This is a genomic window from Sulfurimonas sediminis, from assembly GCF_014905115.1.
Classification (GTDB): Bacteria; Campylobacterota; Campylobacteria; order Campylobacterales; family Sulfurimonadaceae; genus Sulfurimonas; species Sulfurimonas sediminis.
In genome coordinates this window covers 1,369,824-1,392,069 of the sequence record NZ_CP041235.1, presented here as the reverse complement: position 1 = coordinate 1,392,069, position 22,246 = coordinate 1,369,824, and the positions used below count along the sequence as shown (strand labels likewise).

General features: G+C 36.3%; 21 protein-coding genes. 15 read left to right on the top strand and 6 right to left on the bottom strand.

Annotation, left to right across the window (positions count from 1 at the left end; genetic code table 11):
• Positions 1–41: 41 nt before the first annotated feature.
• The 4 genes from pdxA to ppk2 form a co-directional block, all read right to left on the bottom strand.
• On the bottom strand, positions 42–983 hold the full coding sequence (gene pdxA / locus FJR45_RS07505) for a 4-hydroxythreonine-4-phosphate dehydrogenase (RefSeq protein WP_193149984.1): 942 nt from the start codon (positions 981–983) through the stop codon (positions 42–44).
• Positions 980–1,762, bottom strand: coding sequence for a pyridoxine 5'-phosphate synthase (locus FJR45_RS07500; RefSeq protein WP_193149983.1), 783 nt, complete (start codon positions 1,760–1,762; stop codon positions 980–982). Before FJR45_RS07500 ends, pdxA begins: the two co-directional genes overlap by 4 nt.
• The gene (locus FJR45_RS07495) at positions 1,759–2,475 is read right to left on the bottom strand and encodes a lysophospholipid acyltransferase family protein (RefSeq protein ID WP_193149982.1); all 717 of its coding nucleotides are present in this window, start codon (positions 2,473–2,475) and stop codon (positions 1,759–1,761) included. Before FJR45_RS07495 ends, FJR45_RS07500 begins: the two co-directional genes overlap by 4 nt.
• A 64-nt stretch (positions 2,476–2,539) precedes the next feature.
• Complete coding sequence (gene ppk2 / locus FJR45_RS07490; protein WP_193149981.1) at positions 2,540–3,481, bottom strand: polyphosphate kinase 2; 942 nt, start codon at positions 3,479–3,481, stop codon at positions 2,540–2,542.
• A gap of 86 nt (positions 3,482–3,567) precedes the next feature.
• Here ppk2 and FJR45_RS07485 point away from each other — a divergent pair, with 86 nt between their 5' ends.
• Entirely contained in the window at positions 3,568–4,437 is an 870-nt protein-coding gene (locus tag FJR45_RS07485; RefSeq protein ID WP_193149980.1) for a CHAD domain-containing protein, read from the top strand.
• On the opposite strand, the gene FJR45_RS07480 is transcribed toward FJR45_RS07485, so the two are convergent.
• A complete protein-coding gene (locus tag FJR45_RS07480) occupies positions 4,409–6,340 on the bottom strand; it encodes a thioredoxin domain-containing protein (protein WP_193149979.1) in 1,932 nt (643 codons plus the stop codon). The genes FJR45_RS07485 and FJR45_RS07480 overlap by 29 nt on opposite strands.
• Before the next feature lie 415 nt (positions 6,341–6,755).
• Here FJR45_RS07480 and FJR45_RS07475 point away from each other — a divergent pair, with 415 nt between their 5' ends.
• Complete coding sequence (locus FJR45_RS07475; RefSeq protein WP_193149978.1) at positions 6,756–7,256, top strand: nucleoside 2-deoxyribosyltransferase; 501 nt, start codon at positions 6,756–6,758, stop codon at positions 7,254–7,256.
• On the top strand, positions 7,253–9,844 hold the full coding sequence (locus tag FJR45_RS07470; protein WP_193149977.1) for an ABC transporter substrate-binding protein: 2,592 nt from the start codon (positions 7,253–7,255) through the stop codon (positions 9,842–9,844). Before FJR45_RS07475 ends, FJR45_RS07470 begins: the two co-directional genes overlap by 4 nt.
• Before the next feature lie 161 nt (positions 9,845–10,005).
• On the opposite strand, the gene FJR45_RS07465 is transcribed toward FJR45_RS07470, so the two are convergent.
• On the bottom strand, positions 10,006–10,227 hold the full coding sequence (locus tag FJR45_RS07465) for a (2Fe-2S)-binding protein (protein WP_193149976.1): 222 nt from the start codon (positions 10,225–10,227) through the stop codon (positions 10,006–10,008).
• A gap of 416 nt (positions 10,228–10,643) precedes the next feature.
• On the opposite strand from FJR45_RS07465, the gene dsbD reads away from it, so the two are divergent.
• The 12 genes from dsbD (at position 10,644) to FJR45_RS07405 (ending at position 22,241) form a co-directional block, all read left to right on the top strand.
• Positions 10,644–12,380, top strand: coding sequence for a protein-disulfide reductase DsbD (dsbD, locus tag FJR45_RS07460; protein WP_193149975.1), 1,737 nt, complete (start codon positions 10,644–10,646; stop codon positions 12,378–12,380).
• 30 nt (positions 12,381–12,410) lie between these two features.
• Positions 12,411–13,505: a cache domain-containing protein gene (locus tag FJR45_RS07455; RefSeq protein ID WP_193149974.1), complete on the top strand. Its 1,095-nt coding sequence runs from the start codon at positions 12,411–12,413 to the stop codon at positions 13,503–13,505.
• Entirely contained in the window at positions 13,502–14,155 is a 654-nt protein-coding gene (locus FJR45_RS07450) for a response regulator transcription factor (protein ID WP_193149973.1), read from the top strand. Before FJR45_RS07455 ends, FJR45_RS07450 begins: the two co-directional genes overlap by 4 nt.
• On the top strand, positions 14,145–15,302 hold the full coding sequence (locus FJR45_RS07445; protein ID WP_193149972.1) for a sensor histidine kinase: 1,158 nt from the start codon (positions 14,145–14,147) through the stop codon (positions 15,300–15,302). The genes FJR45_RS07450 and FJR45_RS07445 overlap by 11 nt, the downstream gene beginning before the upstream one ends.
• A 79-nt stretch (positions 15,303–15,381) precedes the next feature.
• A complete protein-coding gene (gene soxX / locus FJR45_RS07440) occupies positions 15,382–15,906 on the top strand; it encodes a sulfur oxidation c-type cytochrome SoxX (protein ID WP_193149971.1) in 525 nt (174 codons plus the stop codon).
• 18 nt (positions 15,907–15,924) lie between these two features.
• Positions 15,925–16,392, top strand: a complete 468-nt coding sequence (soxY, locus tag FJR45_RS07435; protein ID WP_193149970.1) for a thiosulfate oxidation carrier protein SoxY — start codon at positions 15,925–15,927, stop codon at positions 16,390–16,392.
• A gap of 51 nt (positions 16,393–16,443) precedes the next feature.
• Complete coding sequence (gene soxZ / locus FJR45_RS07430; protein ID WP_193149969.1) at positions 16,444–16,779, top strand: thiosulfate oxidation carrier complex protein SoxZ; 336 nt, start codon at positions 16,444–16,446, stop codon at positions 16,777–16,779.
• A 4-nt stretch (positions 16,780–16,783) separates the two neighbouring features.
• A complete protein-coding gene (gene soxA, locus FJR45_RS07425; RefSeq protein ID WP_193149968.1) occupies positions 16,784–17,554 on the top strand; it encodes a sulfur oxidation c-type cytochrome SoxA in 771 nt (256 codons plus the stop codon).
• 11 nt (positions 17,555–17,565) lie between these two features.
• Entirely contained in the window at positions 17,566–19,326 is a 1,761-nt protein-coding gene (gene soxB, locus FJR45_RS07420; protein ID WP_193149967.1) for a thiosulfohydrolase SoxB, read from the top strand.
• Between the two features lie 108 nt (positions 19,327–19,434).
• Entirely contained in the window at positions 19,435–20,940 is a 1,506-nt protein-coding gene (locus FJR45_RS07415) for an OprD family outer membrane porin (RefSeq protein ID WP_193149966.1), read from the top strand.
• A gap of 169 nt (positions 20,941–21,109) precedes the next feature.
• Entirely contained in the window at positions 21,110–21,874 is a 765-nt protein-coding gene (locus FJR45_RS07410) for an MBL fold metallo-hydrolase (protein ID WP_264299317.1), read from the top strand.
• Positions 21,867–22,241, top strand: coding sequence for a thioredoxin family protein (locus FJR45_RS07405; RefSeq protein ID WP_193149964.1), 375 nt, complete (start codon positions 21,867–21,869; stop codon positions 22,239–22,241). The genes FJR45_RS07410 and FJR45_RS07405 overlap by 8 nt, the downstream gene beginning before the upstream one ends.
• Positions 22,242–22,246 lie beyond the last annotated feature (5 nt).

Here is a 22,246-nt window from a genome sequence, read left to right as displayed (position 1 = left end):
TCAGTGCGGGCTTTGGGTATTAAAAGAGTAAATCCCCTTTTTTAATTTGACGGAATTGATTCTTCAGCTTTAATGAATTCTAATGCTGCTTGTACAGCATTGATATAACTCAGTGTTTTTGCTTCATTTTTGTAGGCGATGTCAAAAGCAGTTCCATGATCGACTGATGTGCGTATGATGGGCAGGTTAAGTGAAATATTCACACTTTCGTCAAAATAGAGTGCTTTGAGCGGAGCAAGTCCCTGGTCGTGATACATTGCTACAAAATAGTTGTAGTTGTTGCGACAATAAGGTGCAAAGGCCACATCAGGCACGATTGGACCTACAAACCGCTCAAAGCCTATTTTTTTGTTGGCACTTTTTATTGCCTTTGTGATTATAAGCTCTTCATGCCCCAAAACACCGTTGTCTCCAGCATGCGGATTGAGACCGAGCACGGCTACAGGGGCTTTTGGAATTGCATTGTGCATATCCAAAAAGAACTGTTTGAGTTTTTTGTATTTTATATTTTTTGCAACATCTTTGAGAGGAATGTGCTCTGTAAAAAGTGCCACATACATTTTATGGCATCCTAGCATCATAATGGCTTCTTTGTCAAAGTGTTTGCGTAAGAGGTCTGTATGGCCTTTGTACTCAAGTCCTGCCTGCATCCAGGCTTCTTTATGTATCGGTAAGGTTACAACGGCTTTGGTTTTTTTTTCTTCACACAAATGCACGGCAGCCATAAAAGAATCATAGGCATACAAACCGCTTTTGGCATCTACTTTTCCCGGCTGTACAGCAAAATCTCCCGCAACTTCATAAAGTGTGAAATCATCAGGGATGCTTACATGTAAAAGGGCAGAGGCTTTTTGCAGGATATTTTTATTAATGCAGTAAACCGGATGGCAAATTTCAGCAATCTCTTCATGTGCTTTGAGTGCTATCTCTACTCCGACGCCGTTTACATCACCGACACTTACGGCTATTGTTGGCTGACTCATCGCCTTGTGACTCTTTTCATCTCTTGTATCGCTTCACGCAATCCGGTAAAAACACTGCGGGCAATAATGCTTTGTCCAATGTTCAACTCTGTAATCTCTTGAATCTGCATGATTTCATCTACATTATGATAATTGAGTCCATGGCCTGCTGCTACTTCGAGACCAAGTTCTTTTGCATATCTTGCAGAGAGTTTTAACTCTTCAAGGGCAGTTTCAAGCCTGTCACTGAGTTCGTATCTTGGAAATTCAAGTTCTTTTACAGAGTGATTTGATTTTGGCAAAGAGGAGTGAAGCATTGCAAAAAGATTTGCAAAAAGTCCGGTGTGGAGTTCAACCATCTCGGCTCCGAGCTTTTTTGACTGTTCTATAGCATCTGTAGAGGGGTCAATAAACAGTGAAACAGGAATGATGGCGTCATGAAGTTGCTCTATTGCATAGGATATTTCATTTTCATAGGCAAAAACATCAAGTCCGCCTTCTGTGGTAACTTCTTCTCTTTTTTCAGGAACCAAGGTTGCCCGATGAGGTCTGGCCTTACTGACAATGTCGAGTATTTTTTTGTTGATAGAACATTCCAAATTAACAGGCACCTTTGAAAACTGCAAAATATTTGTAACATCATTGTCTTGAATATGCCTTCTGTCTTCTCGTAAGTGTATAGTAATCTGATCAGCACCGCTTTGGCAGGCGACATAAAGTGCCTGTAAAATATCAGGGTCATTTACCTGTCTGGCTTCTCGTAAAACTGCCACATGATCAATGTTTACACCGAGTTTCATTTGTTTCCTTTTGTTTTTTCTTTGACTGATTTATAAAATTCGAGATACTTCTCTTCCAAATTTTCATAGTTGATGATTCCGCCTACATGAACTTCAACAGTGTAAGGTTCATTGTAAGGGGCATTTTTAAACACCTTTTCAAGTTTGTCGTTGATATATACGGGAACTATGTCAAGATTGTTTGCTTTGGCTATTTTTGAAGCACCGCTTTGAAATTGTTTAATGCCTTCTCCATTGTATCTCTCACCTTCGGGAAAGATGTAAATATTTAAGTCATCAACTTTGGCAAGTGTTCTTTTGATGGTCTTAAAAAAGCGTACGAGTCCTTTTTTGTTTTCCAAATCAACCGGAATACATCCGCTGTATTGAAAAAACTTGCCATATATCGGGTCTTCAAAAAGTTCCTGTTTCGCTATCCAGGTACCACTTTTGTTGTATCTTGAAAAAATATTTTCCATCACGAGAATATCAAGCAGAGAACGGTGGTTGATCGCATAAAGAATTTTGTCTTTTTTTGGAAGTTCCCCTACAAGTTTTACTTTGATATTTAAAAAATCCAAAACCTTGTTTGAATACTCCTGCCTTGCTTTTGAGAGTTCCTGATAGGCATATTTTTGTGTGATAAACGGATGAAAATAGGTTTGTTTGAAAATCTTTATGTATTTGAAGCCAAGCTCAATCATAAAAATAAATTTTCCTAAATCTTTTAGCATGAGTAACCTTCTTTATTAAAAAAGAAAATTATAGCTAAAAATATACAACTCTTTTGTAACACGCTTAGGCATTGTCTTTTTTTAAGGTCATCTCTGTTTCCATGATTCTGATTTCATCATTGGCAGAAATGCGAATGTCATCATCTGCTTTGAGCTTTTGTTTGTCAATTTTTTGTGGATAGTCAAAATGGTTCAATATATGTTTGATGGTGTTTATACGGGCTTTTTTCTTGTTATCGGAGCGAATGATTGTCCAGGGTGCATAGTCTGTATGGGATGCTAAGAGCATAGAATATTTTGCTATGGTGTATTTGTCCCATAAATCTTGTGATTTTTCATCCACCGGTGAGAGTTTGTACTGTTTGAGCGGGTCTGTTTTTCTCTTTTCAAAACGTCTTTTCTGTTCGGCTTTTGAAACGGAAAAATAGAATTTAAAAATTTTTATATTGGAATTGACAAGCATCTTTTCAAATTCGGGAACTTCATGTAAAAACTCTTTATGCTCTTCTTGTGTACAAAATCCCATAACAGGTTCAACACCTGCACGGTTATAGTAACTTCTGTCAAAAAGGACTATCTCTCCGGCTGATGGCAGGTGTTGGACATATCTTTGAAAATACCACTGTGTTCTCTCTTTGTCACTGGGCTTGTCAAGGGCCACCACTCTTGCACCACGAGGATTGAGATGTTCTGTTATGCGTTTGATTGTACCGCCTTTTCCCGCAGCATCACGACCTTCAAAAATCATTAAAACTTTTTGTCCTGTTTCTTTGACATGATTTTGCATTTTTAAGAGTTCTATCTGTAAATCTTTGAGTTCGCTTTCATATCGCAGGACTTCATCTTTTACCCAGACGGCAACACGTTTTTTATGAGGGTCTTTGCCTCTTTTGTCCTCAATGTCTTTCTCTTTCGTTTTATTTTTTCTTCTGTCTTCATGTACAATATCTTTTAAATCAGTACCTTCTTTTATCTCATCTTCGAGCATAGTTCTTTCATGTCCCATCTTTTTATCCTTTGATTTATTATAATCACTTTTACCTTAACATAAATTTTGTTCTATGTTATAATGCTACAAGAAGGTATGAAAAAATGGATGTAAGTATTGAATCAGCATTTAAAAATTTTTTGGAAATTGATTTTAAAAAAATACAAAAATACAAAAAAGCTGTGCTTGTAAAAAAAGAGACTGAGCCCCTGCATCAAATGCGTGTCTCTTTGAGAAGAATGCGTTCAGTATTATTTACTTTTCAATCCGTAATACCAAAAAAAATTACAAAAAAAATTGACATCAAAATTGCAACCGTGGCTTCTTATTGCAACAGAGCCCGTGATATTGATGTTTACATAGAAACATACTTGAAAAAAGAGACATTCTCTTCTACTGAATTGCTGCTTTACAAAATTGTTGTCCACTACAGAGAAAAAGAGTATAAAAAGATTCAAAAGTATTTAAAGTCTCATAAATATAAAAAACTTATAAGAAAACTAAGAAGATGGATAGAAACAAAAAAATGGCGAAAAAAGCTTAAAAAAAATGAGTTGTCTGCCCTGAAAGAAAACATTATCCCTTTTGCCGAAAATTTTTTAAAAAGCTATACAAATGAAATAATTTTATACGGTTCTACAATAGGGACTGTCTTGGAAGATGAGCAGGCACACAAATTACGAATTAAATTAAAAAAACTGCGATATGCCACAGACCTGTTTTCCTCTTATCTGCAAAAGAAAGATACTCTCAGAAACACACTCAAAGAACTGCAGGATATTTTAGGAAAGCTTCATGATATATATGTAACAAAAGAGTTGCACAAAGTTTTTCTGCAGTCCCAAAAAGACAAAAAACTTTTTACCTGTATAAAACAACTTGAAGCAGAGAATATGAAGAGGAAAAAAAAGCTTAAAGAAGCTTTTTTTCTCAAGTGGAAAGAGTTTAGAGAGATTGCTCAACAAGTTGATTAATCTTATCCACATCCTGTGTATTTGCAAAACAGCTTTTGTCTCCGCATATCATAAAATCATCCCTTTCACTTCTTTTTAACAGTATGAACGGATATTTTATTTTTGCCAGTTTGTACGCGTAGTTGTCAATGTTTTGTTCGCTTGTTTTTATAACTCTGTCCCCTTTGAGATATCGTAAAGCCTGTATAAGCATAGAGGGGTAGTAAATTGGCTTACGCCCGAGTTCATAAGAGTTGTATTCCATTGTTTTAAAGGCAAAATGAGTATATTTTTCATCTTCAAGAAGTGTTCCCAGTGTTTGTAGAACATCTATCATAATACTGACGGAACTTGTATATGTTGTATCGGTTATTTCGGCTTTGACAGCAAATTCGCCGCTACTGAAGTTCCACACTCCTTTGTCATAAAACTCTTCTAATGCTTTGTTGACAAACCGTTGGGCATGTATGAGATAGATTTCATTTTGTGTGTATTGAAAAGCGCTCAGAAGTGCCTGTGAAAGAAATGCATAGTCTTCCAAAAAAGCTTCGACTTTTGGCTTTTTGTGTATAAGTGTCGTATGATACAGCTTTTCATCAATAAAGAGTGTTTCAAGAAGCTTATCAAGGCTTTTTATGGCTTTTTCTTTGTACTTGTTATCTACAGTTCCAAGCAAAAACAGAGCGTTTATCATCATACCCGACCATGATGTCTGTACTTTTTTGTCTGTAAAGGGGTAGTCTCTTTTTTGTCGAATTTTTTGTAGAAGTGGTTTTACATCACTGAACCATGCAGGAATCTCTTCCTCAAAACGAATGATATTTTTGCCTTCAAAATTTCCGTGATGCGTAACATGCATCGTCTCACACATCTCTTTTGCATTTTCATATCCACTTTGAACAAGAAGCGTGTACACTTCATCATAGGTATAAACAAAGTAGCTTCCCTCTCCCTCTTCACTGTCAGCATCACTTGCACTGTAAAAAAGTCCATCTTCACTCATAAAGTTGTACCAGAAGTCTGCTGTCTCTTTTGCAATATGCAAATATGTTTCATCTTCATATAACAAATAGGCTTTTGTGTAGATGCCACAGAGCAGGGCATTGTCATAGAGCATCTTTTCAAAATGCGGTACCAGCCATTTTTCATCTACACTGTAACGGCAGAATCCTCCGTCTACAAGATCATACATACCGCCTTTTATCATGTTATTGAGTGTATTGGTCAGCATTGTTTTCGCATCGGTATCATTGTAGAGTCTTGCAACAACGAGTAGAGCATCAAGAGTTGAAGCACGTGGAAATTTTGGTTTATCTGAAAAACCGCCGTTTTGTGCGTCATAATTGTTTTTGGCTTGGAGCAGAAAATTTTTATAAAATTCCTCTTTTAATACAGTCGCCTCTTTTGGATGCTCTTTTTGACCCAAAAAGCCTTCTATTTCATTGGCATTTTCAAAGAGTTTGGGATCTTTCTCTTTTACTTTTGTTGCTATAAGCTGTGTAATCTCTTTAAAACCCATACCTTCTATACTGCCAGAATTTGATTCAGGCGGTATGTAAGTGGCTGCAAAAAAGGGTTTGTTCTGTGGTGTACAAAATATACTCGTCGGCCATCCACCGGCACGGCGGTTTAAAAGCATATAAACTTCCTGATAATACTTGTCTATATCCGGACGCTCTTCTCTGTCCACTTTTATGGAAATAAAGTTCTCATTTAAAATCTGAGCACACTCTTTGTTTTCAAATACTTTTTCTTCCATAACATGGCACCAGTGACAGGAACTGTAGCCTATGCTGATAAAAATTGCCTTGTTTTGGGCTTCTGCCTGAACAAAAGCCTCCTCACACCACGGCCACCAGTCCACGGGATTGTCTTTATGCTGCTGCAGGTATGGAGAATCTTCGTTTGCTAATCTGTTTGACATAATATATAACCTTCTTTATTTTAAGTGCCTGACCAGAATAAATGACATATTTAACAACATACAAAGGATTTAGTTTCAAGGCGAACTTTTGTTGGCGATACTGGTATCGTTAACGAAAGTTCAACGCAGGAAATGAATCCTTTGTATGTTGCCCTTCGGGTGAAGAGAGAAAATACAATCTAACTTCGTTGAAAATCCTTGTACCCAAAGGGCATAGCAAAAGCTACTAGTAGCTCCTACGGATTTTCGCCTTGTATCTTGCATTTTCTCTCTTCATTAAATTATGTCATTTATTCTGGTCAGGCACTTATGTAGGGTATGAAAAAAGGGCTGATGCTTTGCTTAAGCATGAAATTTACACAACTTATATAAAAACATGATACAATAGTGTTGAATTTAGTGAACAGAGTATTGTATGAAAAAAATCTATATAGCCGGACCTGATGTATTTGAAGTTAATTCTATAGAGATCGGTAAAAACCTGGTCAAATTATGTGAAAAGTATGGCTACCAGGGCCTTTATCCTTTGGATAATGTTGTCGATTTTTCACAAACAAAACATAAGATAGCACAGGATATATTTGATGCAAATATAAAGATGATACAAGAGGCTGACACAGTGATAGCCAATTTAAATCCTTTTCGAGGAAAAGAGCCTGACAGCGGAACTGTTTTTGAGTGTGGATATGCCTATGGACTGAACAAAGAAGTATACGGGTATTTAAGTGATTCTTCTCATTATATCGACAGGTTTGCAGAAGATGAAAGATTTGCCAAAGAGGGATCTTTTTATGATCTGGATGCAAGAGTGATAGAAGATTTTGATTATCCGCTGAATCTAATGCTCTCCTGTTCTACAAAAATTATAGAAGGTGATTTTGAATCAGTTTTAAAATTTTTAAAAGGCAGAGAATGAGATTTTTCATATTGATACTCTTCTTTTTATGCGGTTTCGCACAAGCCGATACAAACCGCGGACATGCTGCAGATGCCCTGGAAAAAGTCTCTTTACAGCTCCACTGGAAATACCAGTTTGAGTTTGCGGGATTTATTGCCGCCAAAGAGAAGGGATTTTACCGGGATGCCGGTCTGGATGTTAAGATCAAAGAGTACCAGACTGGGATGAATGTTGTTGATGAGGTTCTCTCACAAAGAGCAAATTACGGTATTTACAACTCTTCTATTTTACTGGAGTATCTGCAGGGGAAACCCCTGGTTTTGCTGGCATCTTTTTTTAAACGCTCCGCACTTGTGCTTATTACGCAGCCTTCTATTCATTCTCCCAAAGATCTGATCGGTAAAACAGTCATGTCTTCGCTTGTTGATGATTTCAGGCTCAATTTCAAACCTTATCTTGACGGATACGGTGTAAAGATAAGTGATCTTAAAATGGTTCCGCAAACATACCGTGTAGATGAATTTGCAAAGGGTGAAGTCGATGCTATGACTGCCTTTATTTCCGATCAGCCTCACAAGCTTGACAAACTCGGTGTAAAATATAATATTCTGGATCCCTCAAATGACAATCTGTTTGTTTTGCAGGAGGAACTCTTTACCTCCGCTGCTGAACTGAAAAACCATCCATACCGGGTGCATGCTTTTAAAAAAGCTTCCATAAAAGGCTGGGAGTATGCTCTTTCGCACAGAAAAGAGATTGCCAAAATCATTCATGAAAAATATGCGCCACAGCTTGACAAAGAGACATTGGAATATGAGGCAGAAACAATCAACAAACTGGTACTGCCTTTTATATATGACATAGGTTCCATAGACAAAAACTTCCTGCATAAACAGATGCAGCTTTTTAAAAATGATTTTCATGTGGGTGCGGGAAAAACACTGGATAATTTTATTGTAAAGCCCGGGATAAACGGACTTACATTGACAGATGAGGAACAAAGATATATAGAGGTGCATAAAAAAATACCTTTGTGTATAAATTATGATTTTTTTCCGATTGACGGATATAAAGACGGTAAGCACATTGGCATTATGGCTGATGTGTTTACAATGATTGCCAATAAAACAGGTTTTGAATTTATTCCTGTAGAATCACACTCAGAAGAAGAGTTGTTTCAAAAACTGCAAGAAAAAAAGTGCAAACTTCTTGCCATTATGGCAACAAACAACAGACACTTTACTACTATCAGACCGACAAAACCTCTCAGCAGTACCCATTTTACATTGTTAAGCAGACTTGACAAATCTTTCGTTGAAAATCCTCTGTTTTTAAAAGGAAAGTTGTTACTGGTGCAAAAAAACTCATTTAAAAATTATTTAAATTATCTGTATCCCTATTTAAACATTGAAGTGGAAGAGAATAAAAATACAATGGTGAAAAAAGTGCTTGACGGCAGAGCCTATGCTATAGCATCTATAGACGAACAGGCTGACTATTTTATAGACAAGTATGGATACGGCAAGCTGAAAATCAATGGGTTCCTGGCAAAAGAGAGGCTGCTGCATGGAAGTATCGGTGTACAAAAGGATGAACCGGTTTTGTACTCAATTATGCAAAAAGCTTTAAAAAGTCTTTCTAAAGAGAAGATAGAGGCAATAAAAAACAGCTGGAGACTCACACGGTACCATGAAAGGGTTGATTATTTTCTTTTATGGATGGTTTTAGGGGTTGTTGCAATCATTTTTTTTATTATGATTTATTATCAAAAGAAATTGAAAAACTTCAATGTAGCGCTTGAACAAAGAGTGCAGCAAAAAACAAAAGAACTGCAAGAAACAAATGAAATTTTAAAACACAAAGTACAGGAAAAAGCAAAAGAACTGATTAAAAAAGATGAAATTCTGACGGCACAGTCAAAACAGGCTGTAATGGGAGAAATGATTAGCATGATTGCCCATCAGTGGCGCCAGCCCTTAAATACAATTACGCTTCAAATCTCAAATTTACAGTTAAAATATCTTATGGGGCAACAAATTTCCAAAGAGGATATTATGCAGACTTTGGAAGATATCAGCGATTCTGTTGTGTATCTTTCCGATACTATTGAGGATTTTAAGACATATTTTCGCCCAAACAAAGCTGCTCAAGAGAGTGACATGAGAGGATTGCTCAAAAAAGCGATAAAATTTGTTGAGCCAAGACTCAAGTCAAATAAAATTGAACTCCAAACAGAATGTGATTCTGAGTTGCATGCAAATGTATATGCAAATGAACTGATACAGGTTTTACTGAATCTGTTAAACAATGCCATTGAAGCCTACGAAAACAAGAAAACAGAAGATAAAATCATAAAGGTTACATGTAAACAAAACGGTCCAAATATTCAGATTGATGTGACTGACAGAGCCGGAGGGATAAGAAAAGAATACTTGTCCAAGTTGTTTGAACCCTATTTTTCTACGAAAGGCAAAAATGGCACAGGACTTGGGCTTTATATGTCCAAAATGATTATAGAAAAACAGTTTGGTGGGAGTATCAGTGTGAAAACCTCTATGTTTGGTACAACTTTTACCATAGTCATACCAAAAGATGTGCAAAAATAATATTGAGAAGTGCCCTTCAATGCCATTTAAGTTAAGCATTTATTTGGAACCGGTACTTCAGTGCCGGCTGAGAGTGGCAAGACTATTGCAACAGCCGGCACTGAAGTACCGGTTCCGAGAAAGCATTAATTTTTTTAACTTAATGGCATTGGAGGTGCTCTTTAGATTTGTTTTCTTTTTACCATTGCCAAAACCATCGGGAGGTTGAGTCCGTCGTTATGATACCCTTCATCTCTGCATGATTCACATTTATCACCCATAGGGCATATGTCATTTTCCAGGAGTTCCTCAAGGGTGGTAAAGTTATTTTCTTTTATACACTCAGCTATATCTTTTAGAGTCAGTGAATTGCATACACATATCTCAGTATCTAAATCTATCATGTTTTTATAAACCTTTTTCTTTTATATGGAATTATAATATATTTTTATTAACACAAATTTTATATTTATGAGATACAATTACACAGAGAATACACACAAAAATGTAATAAGTGCCTAGCCAGCATAAATGACATAATTTAATGAAGAGAGAAAATGCAAGATACAAGGCGAAAATCCGTAGGAGCTACTAGTAGCTTTTGCTATGCCCTTTGGGTACAAGGGTTTTCAACGAAGTTAGATTGTATTTTTTTTCTTCACCCGAAGGGCAACACACAAAGGATTCATTTTCTGCGTTGAACTTCGTTAACGATACTCGTATCGCCAACAAAAGTTCGCCTTGAAACTAAATCCTTTGTATGTTGTTAAATATGTCATTTATGCTGGCTAGGCACTTATTTTTTAAAAAGGACAATTATATGAGACTATTGGCAAAAATATTTTTTATCTTGACTCTGGTTTTTTCTTTTGTAAATGCAGCTGCTTTTTTAATGCCTGATGAGGCATTTAAACCTTATGCCAAAGTCAATGAGTCAATGCAGATAGAAACAGGTGTGAAAATCGCCAAAGATATTTATCTGTATGCTGATAAATTAAAAATTGAACTGATTGATGCAAAAGGTTTGTCAATACAAAACATCACAAAGCCTGCTACATCCGAGCATCAGGGTGACAAAGTTTATATCAAGTCACCGAATTTTATTGTTACATTGAAAAAAGATGCTTCTTTGAAAGGGATGCAAACAATAAAATTGAAAATCTCTTTCCAGGGATGTTCGGAGCAGGGACTGTGTTATGAACCCAGTACAAAAGAGTTTACTCTTCAAATAGATGCAGACAAGCTCTCTGCTGAAAATAATGCTTTACATGTAAAGGCAGAAGAAAAGTCAGAGACTGACTCTATAGCAGATACAATAAAATCAAGCAGTTTCTTCGTTATTTTGGCAACATTCTTCGGGTTTGGCGTTTTACTCTCTCTGACTCCCTGTGTTTTTCCAATGATTCCTATAATCTCCGGTGTAATAATTTCGCAGGGAGAAGGACTTACGACAAAAAAAGCTTTTGCCCTCTCTTTGGTGTATGTACTTGCAATGGCTGTTGCCTATACAATCGCAGGTATTTTAGCAGGAGTCTTTGGAGCTAATTTGCAAGCCGCACTGCAAAATCCATGGGTTGTCTACTCTTTTGCAGGTATCTTTGTTGCTCTTGCTGCAAGTATGTTTGGTTTTTATGAATTGAAACTTCCTGATGCACTTGTAACCAAAGTCAGTACAAATACAAATCGTAACGGTTTTATAGGTGTAGCCATTATGGGATTTCTCTCAGCACTTATTGTCGGTCCCTGTGTTGCTGCTCCTTTGGCAGGTGCTTTGGTATACATAGGACAAACGGGTGATGCACTTTTAGGCGGAGCTGCACTTTTCAGTATGAGTATAGGAATGGGGGTTTTACTTATTCTGGTCGGTGTAAGTGCCGGTAAGTTTATGCCTAAGCCTGGTCCGTGGATGGTTATGGTCAATGAAATTTTTGGCGCATTAATGTTGGGTGTTGCTATTTGGATGCTTGAAAAAGTACTGCCATCTTCTGTTACCACTCTGATGTATGCAATTGTCGGAATAGGATTCAGTGTCCATTTTGGAGCCTTTGACAAAGAGGGACACAGTTTCAAGCGGAGTCTGTCCTTACTGTTGTTTATCTACTCTTCGACACTTTTTATGAGTGTTTTGGCGGGCGCACCAAGTATAAAACAGCCACTTGGATTTTTAAAATCACAGGCAGCGGGCACAGTACTTCCTTCAAATGAGAAAAAGCTGACATTTACAGAAGTAACCTCATTGGATGAGCTCAATACTTTGTTAGAAAAAAACAGAGGTAAAAAAATAATGCTTGATTTTGCAGCTGACTGGTGTACAGCCTGTAAAGAACTTGAAGAGGTGACTTTTGCAGACCCGAGAGTAAAAGAAAAACTACGTGAGTATGTCCTGATTCGCGCAGATGTTACGGCAAACGGTGCAAAAGAAAAGGCACTCAGCAAGGCATATGGTGTTTTTGGTCCTCCTGTAATGATCTTTTTTGACAAAGATTTACATGTAGAGAAATCCAAAACAATTGTAGGGTTTATAGAACCGGAAGCGTTTTTAAAACATCTTCAGTAATTTGGACTAAAGAACAGAGGCGGAGTTTATTTGTTAAAAAAAATAGTAATCTTTTTTGGGGGAATCATAGTTATTGTCCTGCTTCTTACTTTATACTTTAAAAATGAAGTCAAAGAAGAAAAAATTTACCATATTATGGATCAAATGCGGCTGACACTTGATTCCCAGCTTAAATCTCATGAAATGGATGACCTGAAAATTGCCTTGCTTCTTTCAAAGAATGAAGCGCTTGTCAATGCTTTGGAAAATGATGATGAAGATTTAGGCTATAAAATTTTAGAAGACATTACACAGGATATTGAAAAAAACACCGGTATGCGGATACGTGCCCAGGTCATTACAAAAGAGCTGAATATTTTTGCAAGAAGCTGGGATGACATCTATGCCGGTATGCCTATAGGTGACTACAGACTGGATCTGCAATATTTTTATACACATACAAACCCCCGTACTTCTGTAGAAATAGGACGCCGTCTGGGTATAAAGGCAACAGTGCCTGTATATAAAAACGGTAACTTTTTAGGCTTTGTGGAAGTTATCTCTTTTTTTAAATCTATGACAGATTTTTTCAGTTCCATGGGTGTTGATTTGTATGTGTTACTTGATGTAAAGCACACAGATACTGCAGTTTTGATGATGCAAAACCTGACGGTTGACAATTATGTTCTGGCAAACAGAAACTATAATTATGCACATATTCAAACTCTCAACCATATTGATTTTAAAGAACTGAAGCTTAACGGTGTTGTTTATGCAGATGAAAAATATATTTTTTATGAAAATATGAAAGACGGAAGTGGTACAATAATAGGAGCTTTTGTTTTTGTACTGCCAAAAAGGTATTTGGATTATTTTAGAAATCCCGAAGACGATATCTCTTTTTTAATCAATGTTACAAGAAGCGGACTGTATGATGTTGTCAAAGAAGAAAAGTATGAAAACAATATATATAAAGATTACAGTGCCAAATCAATGGTCTATTTACAGGATGTAATAGACAAAGAAGAGAGGCAGTTGTTTTTTGATGAAGCCTATGAAAAATTTGACAAATATTCCAAAGACGAGTTGATTCAAATGATGCTTAACAGAAAAATAGTAAAAAAAATAGACGGGAAAATTAAATGAGAATTTTACTTTTGGAAGATGAATACTCTTTGCGTATCAGTGTAGAAGAATTTTTGAGTGATCTTGGATATGAAGTAGACGGGATTACGGACGGACTTGAAGCATATGATGCTGTTTATGATAAAAGCTATGACCTGCTCCTTTTGGATGTAAATGTTCCTTCTCTCAACGGTTTTGAACTTTTAAAAAAACTGCGTGCAGATGAAATTACAACACCTGCTATATTCTTAACATCCATGACGGATGTTGATGATTTAAAAGAGGGCTACAAAAGAGGATGTTGTGACTATATCCGCAAGCCGTTTGATCTCGAAGAGCTTGAACTGCGTATAGATCAGGCAATTGCAAGTCATTTGCAAAATGACGGGAACAGTGTGGAACTCGGCTGTGGTCTGGTGTATGATTTGAAAAAAAGCAAACTGACGAAAGATGATGAAGAGATTGTACTGCGAAAAACAGAAAAAGATTTGCTTGAAGTGCTTATCAAGCATAAAAACTCTATAGTTTCTACAGAAATGTTTCAAGATGAAGTCTGGGGAGAGTATGTGGAACCGGCTACAATACGGGTTCAGCTTAACAATCTTAAAAAGAAACTTCCACAGGCAGTCATACAAAACAGACGTGGTTTAGGGTACATTATTGAAAGATAATAAATATTCGGCAAAATATGCACTTATTTATACTTTTTTGGTATCAGGCATTTTGCTGACGCCTCTGTTTTTTTATTTAGTCTATATGAAAAATATACACTCCATTCAAAATGAGCTTTTTTTGAAAGAAAAGTCTCTTTTGGTGGTAAAAGCGATGGAAGAGTTTAATCAGGATGATGAATATTTTGAGTATCCGAGATTTAAAACATTTCAATCAGGTCTTTATGACGAAGGTTTCCATCCGATTTTTACTTTGATTGACACTCCGATCAATTATTTTAAAGAGGGATATTATTTAGAAGGCAACAACGCCTATCTCATTGTAACCTTGCCAAAAGAGAGATATTTCGGTGCAAGATATCTTGTACTGAAAAATGAAATCTCCTTTGCGCCTGTGTATGAAAAAGTATTTATTATCCTTTTTACCATTGTTGTCTTTGTTTTTATACTGAGTCTCTTTTTTCTGGGCAGTTTTGCCAAACCTTTTCAAAGAATTAACAAACAGTTGGACAATTTTATAAAAGACTCCATGCATGAGATTAATACACCTCTGTCTATCATTAATGTAAATATTGATCTTTACAACAGAAAACATGAACAAAACAAATATATGCAGAGAATGAAAGCTGCCGCAAAAGTACTTTCAAATATCTACAATGATATGGACTATCTTATAAAATACGAACGCTTGCATCATGAAAAAAAAGATATAGATCTTGCCGAGTTCCTCAAAGAACGCATAGAGTATTTTAATGAAGTTGCCAAAATGAAAAATATTCAGATAAATGCATCAGTACAGGAGTGCAAAACGGTGTATATGAATGACAAAGAACTGCAGCGTCTCATTGACAACAACATTTCCAATGCCATAAAGTACTCGTATGAAAATTCAAATATTGACATTACGCTGTATAAAGAAAACGAAAAATGCTGTTTGAGTTTTAAAGACTATGGTGTAGGCATTGAAAAGGTTGAAAAGATATTTAGCCGATACTATAGAGAAGACAGCAGCAAAGGCGGTTTTGGAATAGGGCTCAATATAGTAAAAGCGATTATAGATAAAGAGAATATAGAACTCAAAATAGAGTCACTGCCGAAGCAGGGAAGTCTATTTATCTACACATTTCCTCAAAAAAAGACAAATTAAATATAAATAAAACTGATTTTACATAAATTTTACATTTAGTAGTTACACTTACTCCATAAAACAAATAGGAGGAACGAGAATGAAGAAAACTGTTATGATGTCATTACTTGTGGGTGTTTCATTATTTGCTACTGATTATAGCAAAGTAATAACGCATCCGGATGCGAGTAAGATGATAGAAAAAGATTTGTTAGCACCACCCAAAGTATATAGTATGCCAGCCGGTTGTGTAACAACTGACCCTGATGCGATAGCAAGAGGTGCATATATTTTCCATAACCTAAACGGAAAAAAGGCAAAGAAAAACCCGCCAAAAGGTTTGTCTAGAAAAACAAAGGACGGAAAAGTCAAGCAATACGGAAACTGTGTTGCATGTCATAATATAGAAGGTGCAAAAGGTGCCGGTAATATAGGTCCTGATTTAACTGACTATAGAGAAAACTTTATTAACAGTGGTGCAAGAGACAACCAGTTTGTTTTTCAAAAAATAGCAGATGCTCGTATTGACAATCCGGATACTCATATGACAATTAACTTGACAACCAAGTTATTCACTCCAAGAGAAATATGTGATATTACTTCATATATTGTTGCTCCAAAATAATTATAAGGAATTTAAACTATGCAAAGAAGAGATTTTTTCAAAAAATTAGGAACAGTAGCTGCGGTATCAGCTGTTATGCCAGCAATGAGTTTTGCCGGTGGTTCGAAACCTGTCAGTCCAAATAAAATGGACTACAATACTGCTGTAAAGACGATAACAGGCGGGAAAACTCCTAAACCTTCAAAAAAAGTGAAATTAAAAGTTCCGGAAATTGCGGAAAACGGTGCAGTTGTTCCGGTAACTGTAACAGTTGATTCTCCAATGACTGAGAGTAACTATGTGAAAGCTATTCATATTTTAACAGGAAAAAATTCAAACGCTCGTACAATTGATGTTTATTTGACTCCTGCTAACGGCAAAGCAATGTTTTCAACACGTATTAAACTTGGTGGCACGCAAAAAGTAGTTGCTTTGGTAGAGTTAAGTAATGGTGAGTTTTTAACAGCTTCTCAAAGTGTTAAAGTAACTATTGGTGGTTGTGGTTGATTCTAACCAAACATTTAAAGTCAAGAAAAATATAAAATAGAGGAATTGAAAATGCAAGAAAGAAAGTCACTGATTAAAATCAAGCCAAAAAGATACAAAAATGGCGAGATAGTTAAAGTTAGTTTTATGGTTATGCACCCAATGCATACTGGTATGGCTAAAGATAAAAAAACGAAAAAAATTATTCCGGCAAAATATATAAACAGTGTAAAGTTTATTTATAACGGAAAAGAGATTACAAGCATGAAAGTCTGGGAGTCATTATCTGTAAATCCTGTATTTACTACATACATGAAAATTAACGGCAAAGGGAAACTGACTGTTAAATATACGGATAATACTGGCGAAGCGCACGAAAAAACCAAAAAGATTAAACCAAAAGGATAATCAAATGAAAACAGGTATTAAAATAGCTCTATCAGTTGCAATGCTTGCTTCATTATCTTATGGTGGTGAGCAATTTGCAATGAGCGACGCAGACCGTGCAATGTACGCAGAGATGTCAGAAAACAATCCTGCAGACATTATGGTGGCTGACGGTGAAGAATTACTAGGTTATATGGGTGGAGACGAAGGTCTTGCAAAATACCTTGGTGTGACTGAAGATGAACTGCCGGCATATATAGCAGGTTTTCCCCGCTATATCAAAAAGTTTGACATGGTTGTAGGTATTGACCAGGTTCTACAGGCAATGATGGCAGACGGTGGGCACAAACCACTCAAGCTTAAAAGCGGAAATATGTTTGCAATGGTGGCATATGTGAAATCTATTGCAAACGGTGAAAAGATAAACATAGACGTAACAGCAAACAAGCAGATGAAAGAAGCTTATGCACTGGGTTTGAAGACATATATGACAAAACGCGGTGGTCGCGGACTTTCATGTAACTCTTGTCATGCTCCTGCTGTAGTCGGTCGTATTTTAAGAACACAGCCGCTGCCGGATTTAGGTGCAAACGGAGCTAAGGCTGCTGCAACCTGGCCGGCATACAGAATGACAAAATCATCTTTAAGAACACTGCAACGTCGTTTTCAGGGATGTATGAAAAATGCACTTTTAAAAGTTATACCGCTCGGTTCAAAACAGATGGTAGCACTTGAAGTGTATTTAACAAATAAAGCAAAGGGCGCTGAAATTTCAATCCCTGGTTTAAAAAGATAGAAGGTTAATTAATGGAAATTTCTAGAAGAGATTTTATGCACATTGCAGCGATATTTGGACTGACTGCGGCTACAAGTAGTTTTGCAAGTTCACAAAAAATAGAGCAGATTGGTTTAAAAGACATATACCAGTTTAATTCAATGGGTAATTTCACACTGATGCATATATGTGATTTGCATGCACATATAAAACCACTCTATTGGAGAGAGCCCTCAACATTGATCTCTGCTCCAAATCTTGTGGGAACACCGGGATTTTTGTGTGGGGAAGCATTTGCAAAGCATTACGGTTTAGAGCCAAGTTCTTTGGATGCATATTTTGATACCTATATAGACTTTAGCAAATTGGCTAAAAAGTTTGGAAAAATGGGTGGTATCGCCCACATTAAAACTTTGACAAATCACATTATAAAAGAGCGTGGAAAAGAGAATGTTCTTTTCCTGGATTCCGGTGATACATGGCAAGGGACAGGCGTGGCACTGAAAACTGCCGGTGAAGCTATTGTAAAAGCTCAGAATTACCTTGGTATTGACACTATGGTCGGGCACTGGGAATTTACTTATGGAAAAGAGAGAGTAAAAGAGCTTATCGAAATGCTTGATGCGAAGTTTATTTCTCAAAATATTGTAGGTGATGATCCTTTTGCTGATGAGTATGAAGAGTTAATTTTTGAACCATATACTATAGAAGAGCGTGGTGGTGCAAAAATCGGAATTATTGGTCAATCTTTTCCATTTACATCTACTGCAAACCCAAAAGAGTTTACAGAGGGTTGGAGTTTTGGTTTAAGACTTGAAACACTTCAAGAATATGTAGATGAGTTGAGAAATGAGAAAAAAGTGGACTGCGTTGTTGTACTTTCGCACGACGGATTTAGCGTTGATCAGGAAGTGGCGCGTAAAGTTAAAGGTATCGACTTTATTTTAAGCGGTCACACACATGACCCTTCACCGGAGCCTATTGTAATTAACGGTACTGTTATTGTTATTGCAGGAAGTCACGGAAAATATATCGGTCGTTTGGATATTGATGCAAAAAACGGAAAAGTGAACGGATATGAGTACAAACTTATTCCTATTGCTTCACATATCATTCCGGCAGATCCGGAGGGTGTAAAACTTGTCAATGAGTTGTACGCTCCTTTTGATAAAGAATTTAATGAAGTGTTGGGTCGAACAAAAGGAATGCTGTATAAGCGTGATACATTCTTCTCAACATTTGATCAACTCATCAATGATGCAATTATGGATGAGATGAAGTGTGATGTCTCTTTTACTCCAGGGTACAGATGGGGAACAACAGTCTTAGCAGGTGACAATATTTTAATGGACAATGTCTATGAGATGTGTGGGATTACCTATCCGGATGTTTATACATTTGAATTAAAAGGTGAAAAGATTGCGACACTTTTAGAAGATATCGCAGATAATGTTTTTAATGCAAATCCTTTATATCAGCAGGGTGGTGATATGAGCCGTCTTGGTGGTGTAACGTATTCTATCGCTGTTTCCAACAAAGCAGGTGAGAGAATATCAAATCTTAAAATAGGAGGTAAACCTATAGACTTGAAGAAAACTTATATAGTCTCATCATGGGGTGGGAACCTGCAAAAAGCGGGTGCCAACTTGCAAACTGACAAAATTCGTCCGGTTTATGATGTTGTACGTGATTATATTAAAAAGAAAAAAGTGGTCGATGTGAGTAACAAAGGTAATGTTACGATACTAGATTACAGTTGTGGCTGTCCGACTAAGGGGTCAAGGGGCTGCTAAAGGAACAGGAGGCAGCTGCAACTGCCTCCTGTATCTGAATGTGTTAATAAGAACATAATCAAATAGAGTTGTTATAACACTTTTTAAATAAATAAAAGGGAAACAAAGATGAAGATATTGAAATTAAGTGCTATCGCGGCATTAGCATGTGTGTTTTCAGTCTCAGTAGAGGCTGATGAAAGTACGCAAAAGCGTGAATTGAAAAATAATATGATGGTGAAAACAAATATTGTGCCTGGTAAAGTGGATAATCTTGCAGATATGTTTACAGAAGGTATGTTTTACGGCCGTTTAAGAACAAATTATTTTAAATGGGATTGGAAAAATGATGATACAGCAACCACAGGAAATAAAGACAATGAAGCATTTGGTTTAGGTGGAAGTTTACTTTATAAATCTGCAACATATAATGGTATGAGTGCGATGGCAGGGTTTTACTTTACTAGTAGTCCTATTAGATCTTTGCGTGAAGATGAAGCGGATATTAAATATGTAAAAGCCGGAAAAGATACATTTAGTCGTTATCAAATTAGTACAACTGGTGTTTGGGAATATGCAGTTTTAGCAGAAGCAAATATTCAGTATGAAATTTCTAAAACAAAGGTTATTGCCGGTCGTCAAATTTTTGAATCTTTTTTAACAAAGTCAAATGATACAAAAATGATTCCAAATACATTCGAAGCGGTTGTTCTAGAAACAAAAGAGTTGTCTAAAACAAGAATTCGAGGTGCGTATATTACCGCACAAAAATTACGTGATCATACAACTTTTCATGATGTCATTACATTTAAAGATGAATCAGGCAACAGTTGGGCAAATAATGATGATTCAGCTGTACATAAAGGTTTAAGTTATCAAAATTTTGTTACTGCTGGAGAAGATGTAAATCACGAACTTATTGTTATAGACCTTAGAAACAAATCAATTAAAAATCTTAAAATAGATGTTACTTACGGAAGTGTTCCTGGAGTTGTTTCATCGATGACGGGAGAGTTAAATTATAAAATTGCACTTCCTGGAGGGTATTCTTTAACACCGGGTGCTAGATATATGAAGCAGTTTGACAATGGCGGTGGAGCTGTTGGTGGTGCTACTTTAAAAGGCTCTTTAGCTCTTGATAAAACACCTACTTCAAACCTTGGTTACAAAGATAGATTTACACTTGACAGCTCACTTTGGATGGCTCGTTTAGTATTGAAAAAAGGAGCACTAAAGGCTCAAGTTGCTTACTCTGCTGTGGAAGATGCAGCAGATATTGTAGCGCCATGGAGAGGATTTCCAACTGGTGGATATACACGTGCAATGGCACAGTATAACTGGTATGCAAATACTAAAACCACAGCTGCAGAAGTTCATTATGACTTTGATAAAGCTGGTTTAGTTCCTGGATTTAGTACATTATTTCGCTACGCAATGCAAAATTTTGATGAGGCGAAACAGCTTGCTGGTGTTCAAGCAGATAGCAATATATTACATGTAGATTTGCGTGAAAATTTTGGTAATGGACTCTATGCAAAAATACGAGTTGGTTTAGTTTCAGCAGATAGTCGTGTAAGCGGTATAGAAAAAGATTCATATAACGAGTATCGTTTTGAATTAAACTATTTGTTCTAAAAATAGGATATAAAAGGATTATGCTTTGAAGTCATTTTTGTTGAGTATTGTATTATTTCATTCTCTCCTTTCTTTCGATTACAAACTTCAGCCTAAAAAAGTAGATGAGATCACCACTCACTGCTTTTTTGGACTACCAGAAGTGATGGACGAGCATAACAATGGAAACATGTCTAATTCATGTTTTGTTACCCTTGGGAACAGCTATCTTGTGATAGATAGTGGTCCCACGTATCAGTATGCCCAGCAGGCATATCAAAAGATGAAAACTATCAAAAATCTTCCTGTTTCTTATGTAATTGATACCCATGTTCATGATGATCATTGGTTAGGCAACAGTTATTATGCTACACTCGGTAGTACAATTATAGGTTCGTCAGTCTTTAAAGAACTGCCTAAATTAGAAAAAACACGTATGCAAAGAAGAATCTCTCCCGAGGCATATAAACAGACAAAACAAATTTTTCCAACTGTTTTTGTTGATCAGGAAAAAGTGCTAGATATTAACGGGACAAAAGTTTATATAAAAAGTGTAAATCATAAAGCGCACACAAACAGTGATCTTTACGTTTACATTCCAAGTAAAAAGATAGTTTTTGTAGGGGATCTTGTTTTTAACCAAAGACTTCCTTCCCTGCGAGACGGAGATATTAGTGGCTGGATAGAAGCTCTTGATGATATTAGAACAATGGATGTTGAGTATATTGTCGGCGGGCATGGAGAAAATATAGATAAAAAAGCAGTTGATTTTACCTATAACTACTTGAAGACTTTAAAAAAAGAAGTAAAAAAAAGACTTGACGCTGGTGAAGATATAGCTGATGTAGTGAATGAGGTGACGATGAAAAAGTATAAGCATGATCCTTTTTATGATTCCATTCACAGACAGAATGTAGAAACAGCCTATAGAATGTTGGAGTGGGAAGATGAATAAGTTTATATTTTTGGTGTTATTGAGCAGTCTCTCTTTATGGGGTCTTGAATTTCATACCTATGAAGAAGCGCTAAAAATTCAAAAGAAAAACAATAAAATTATTATGATAGATGTCATACGTTCGGATTGTCAGTACTGCATAAAAATGAAAAAAGAGGTATTTGACAATCCTGAGATGTCAGCATGGATAGAGGAGCGTTTCATTCCTGTAGAATTGAACCTTGACTTTGATGAACTGCCTTTGGGATTACATGTATATTTTACACCGACTTTTTTCTTTGTGGACAAAAATCAAAAAATAATTAAACAGATTCCGGGTTCATGGAATATTCAGGATTTTAAAGATTTAACAAAAAATATAAAATAAAGGAT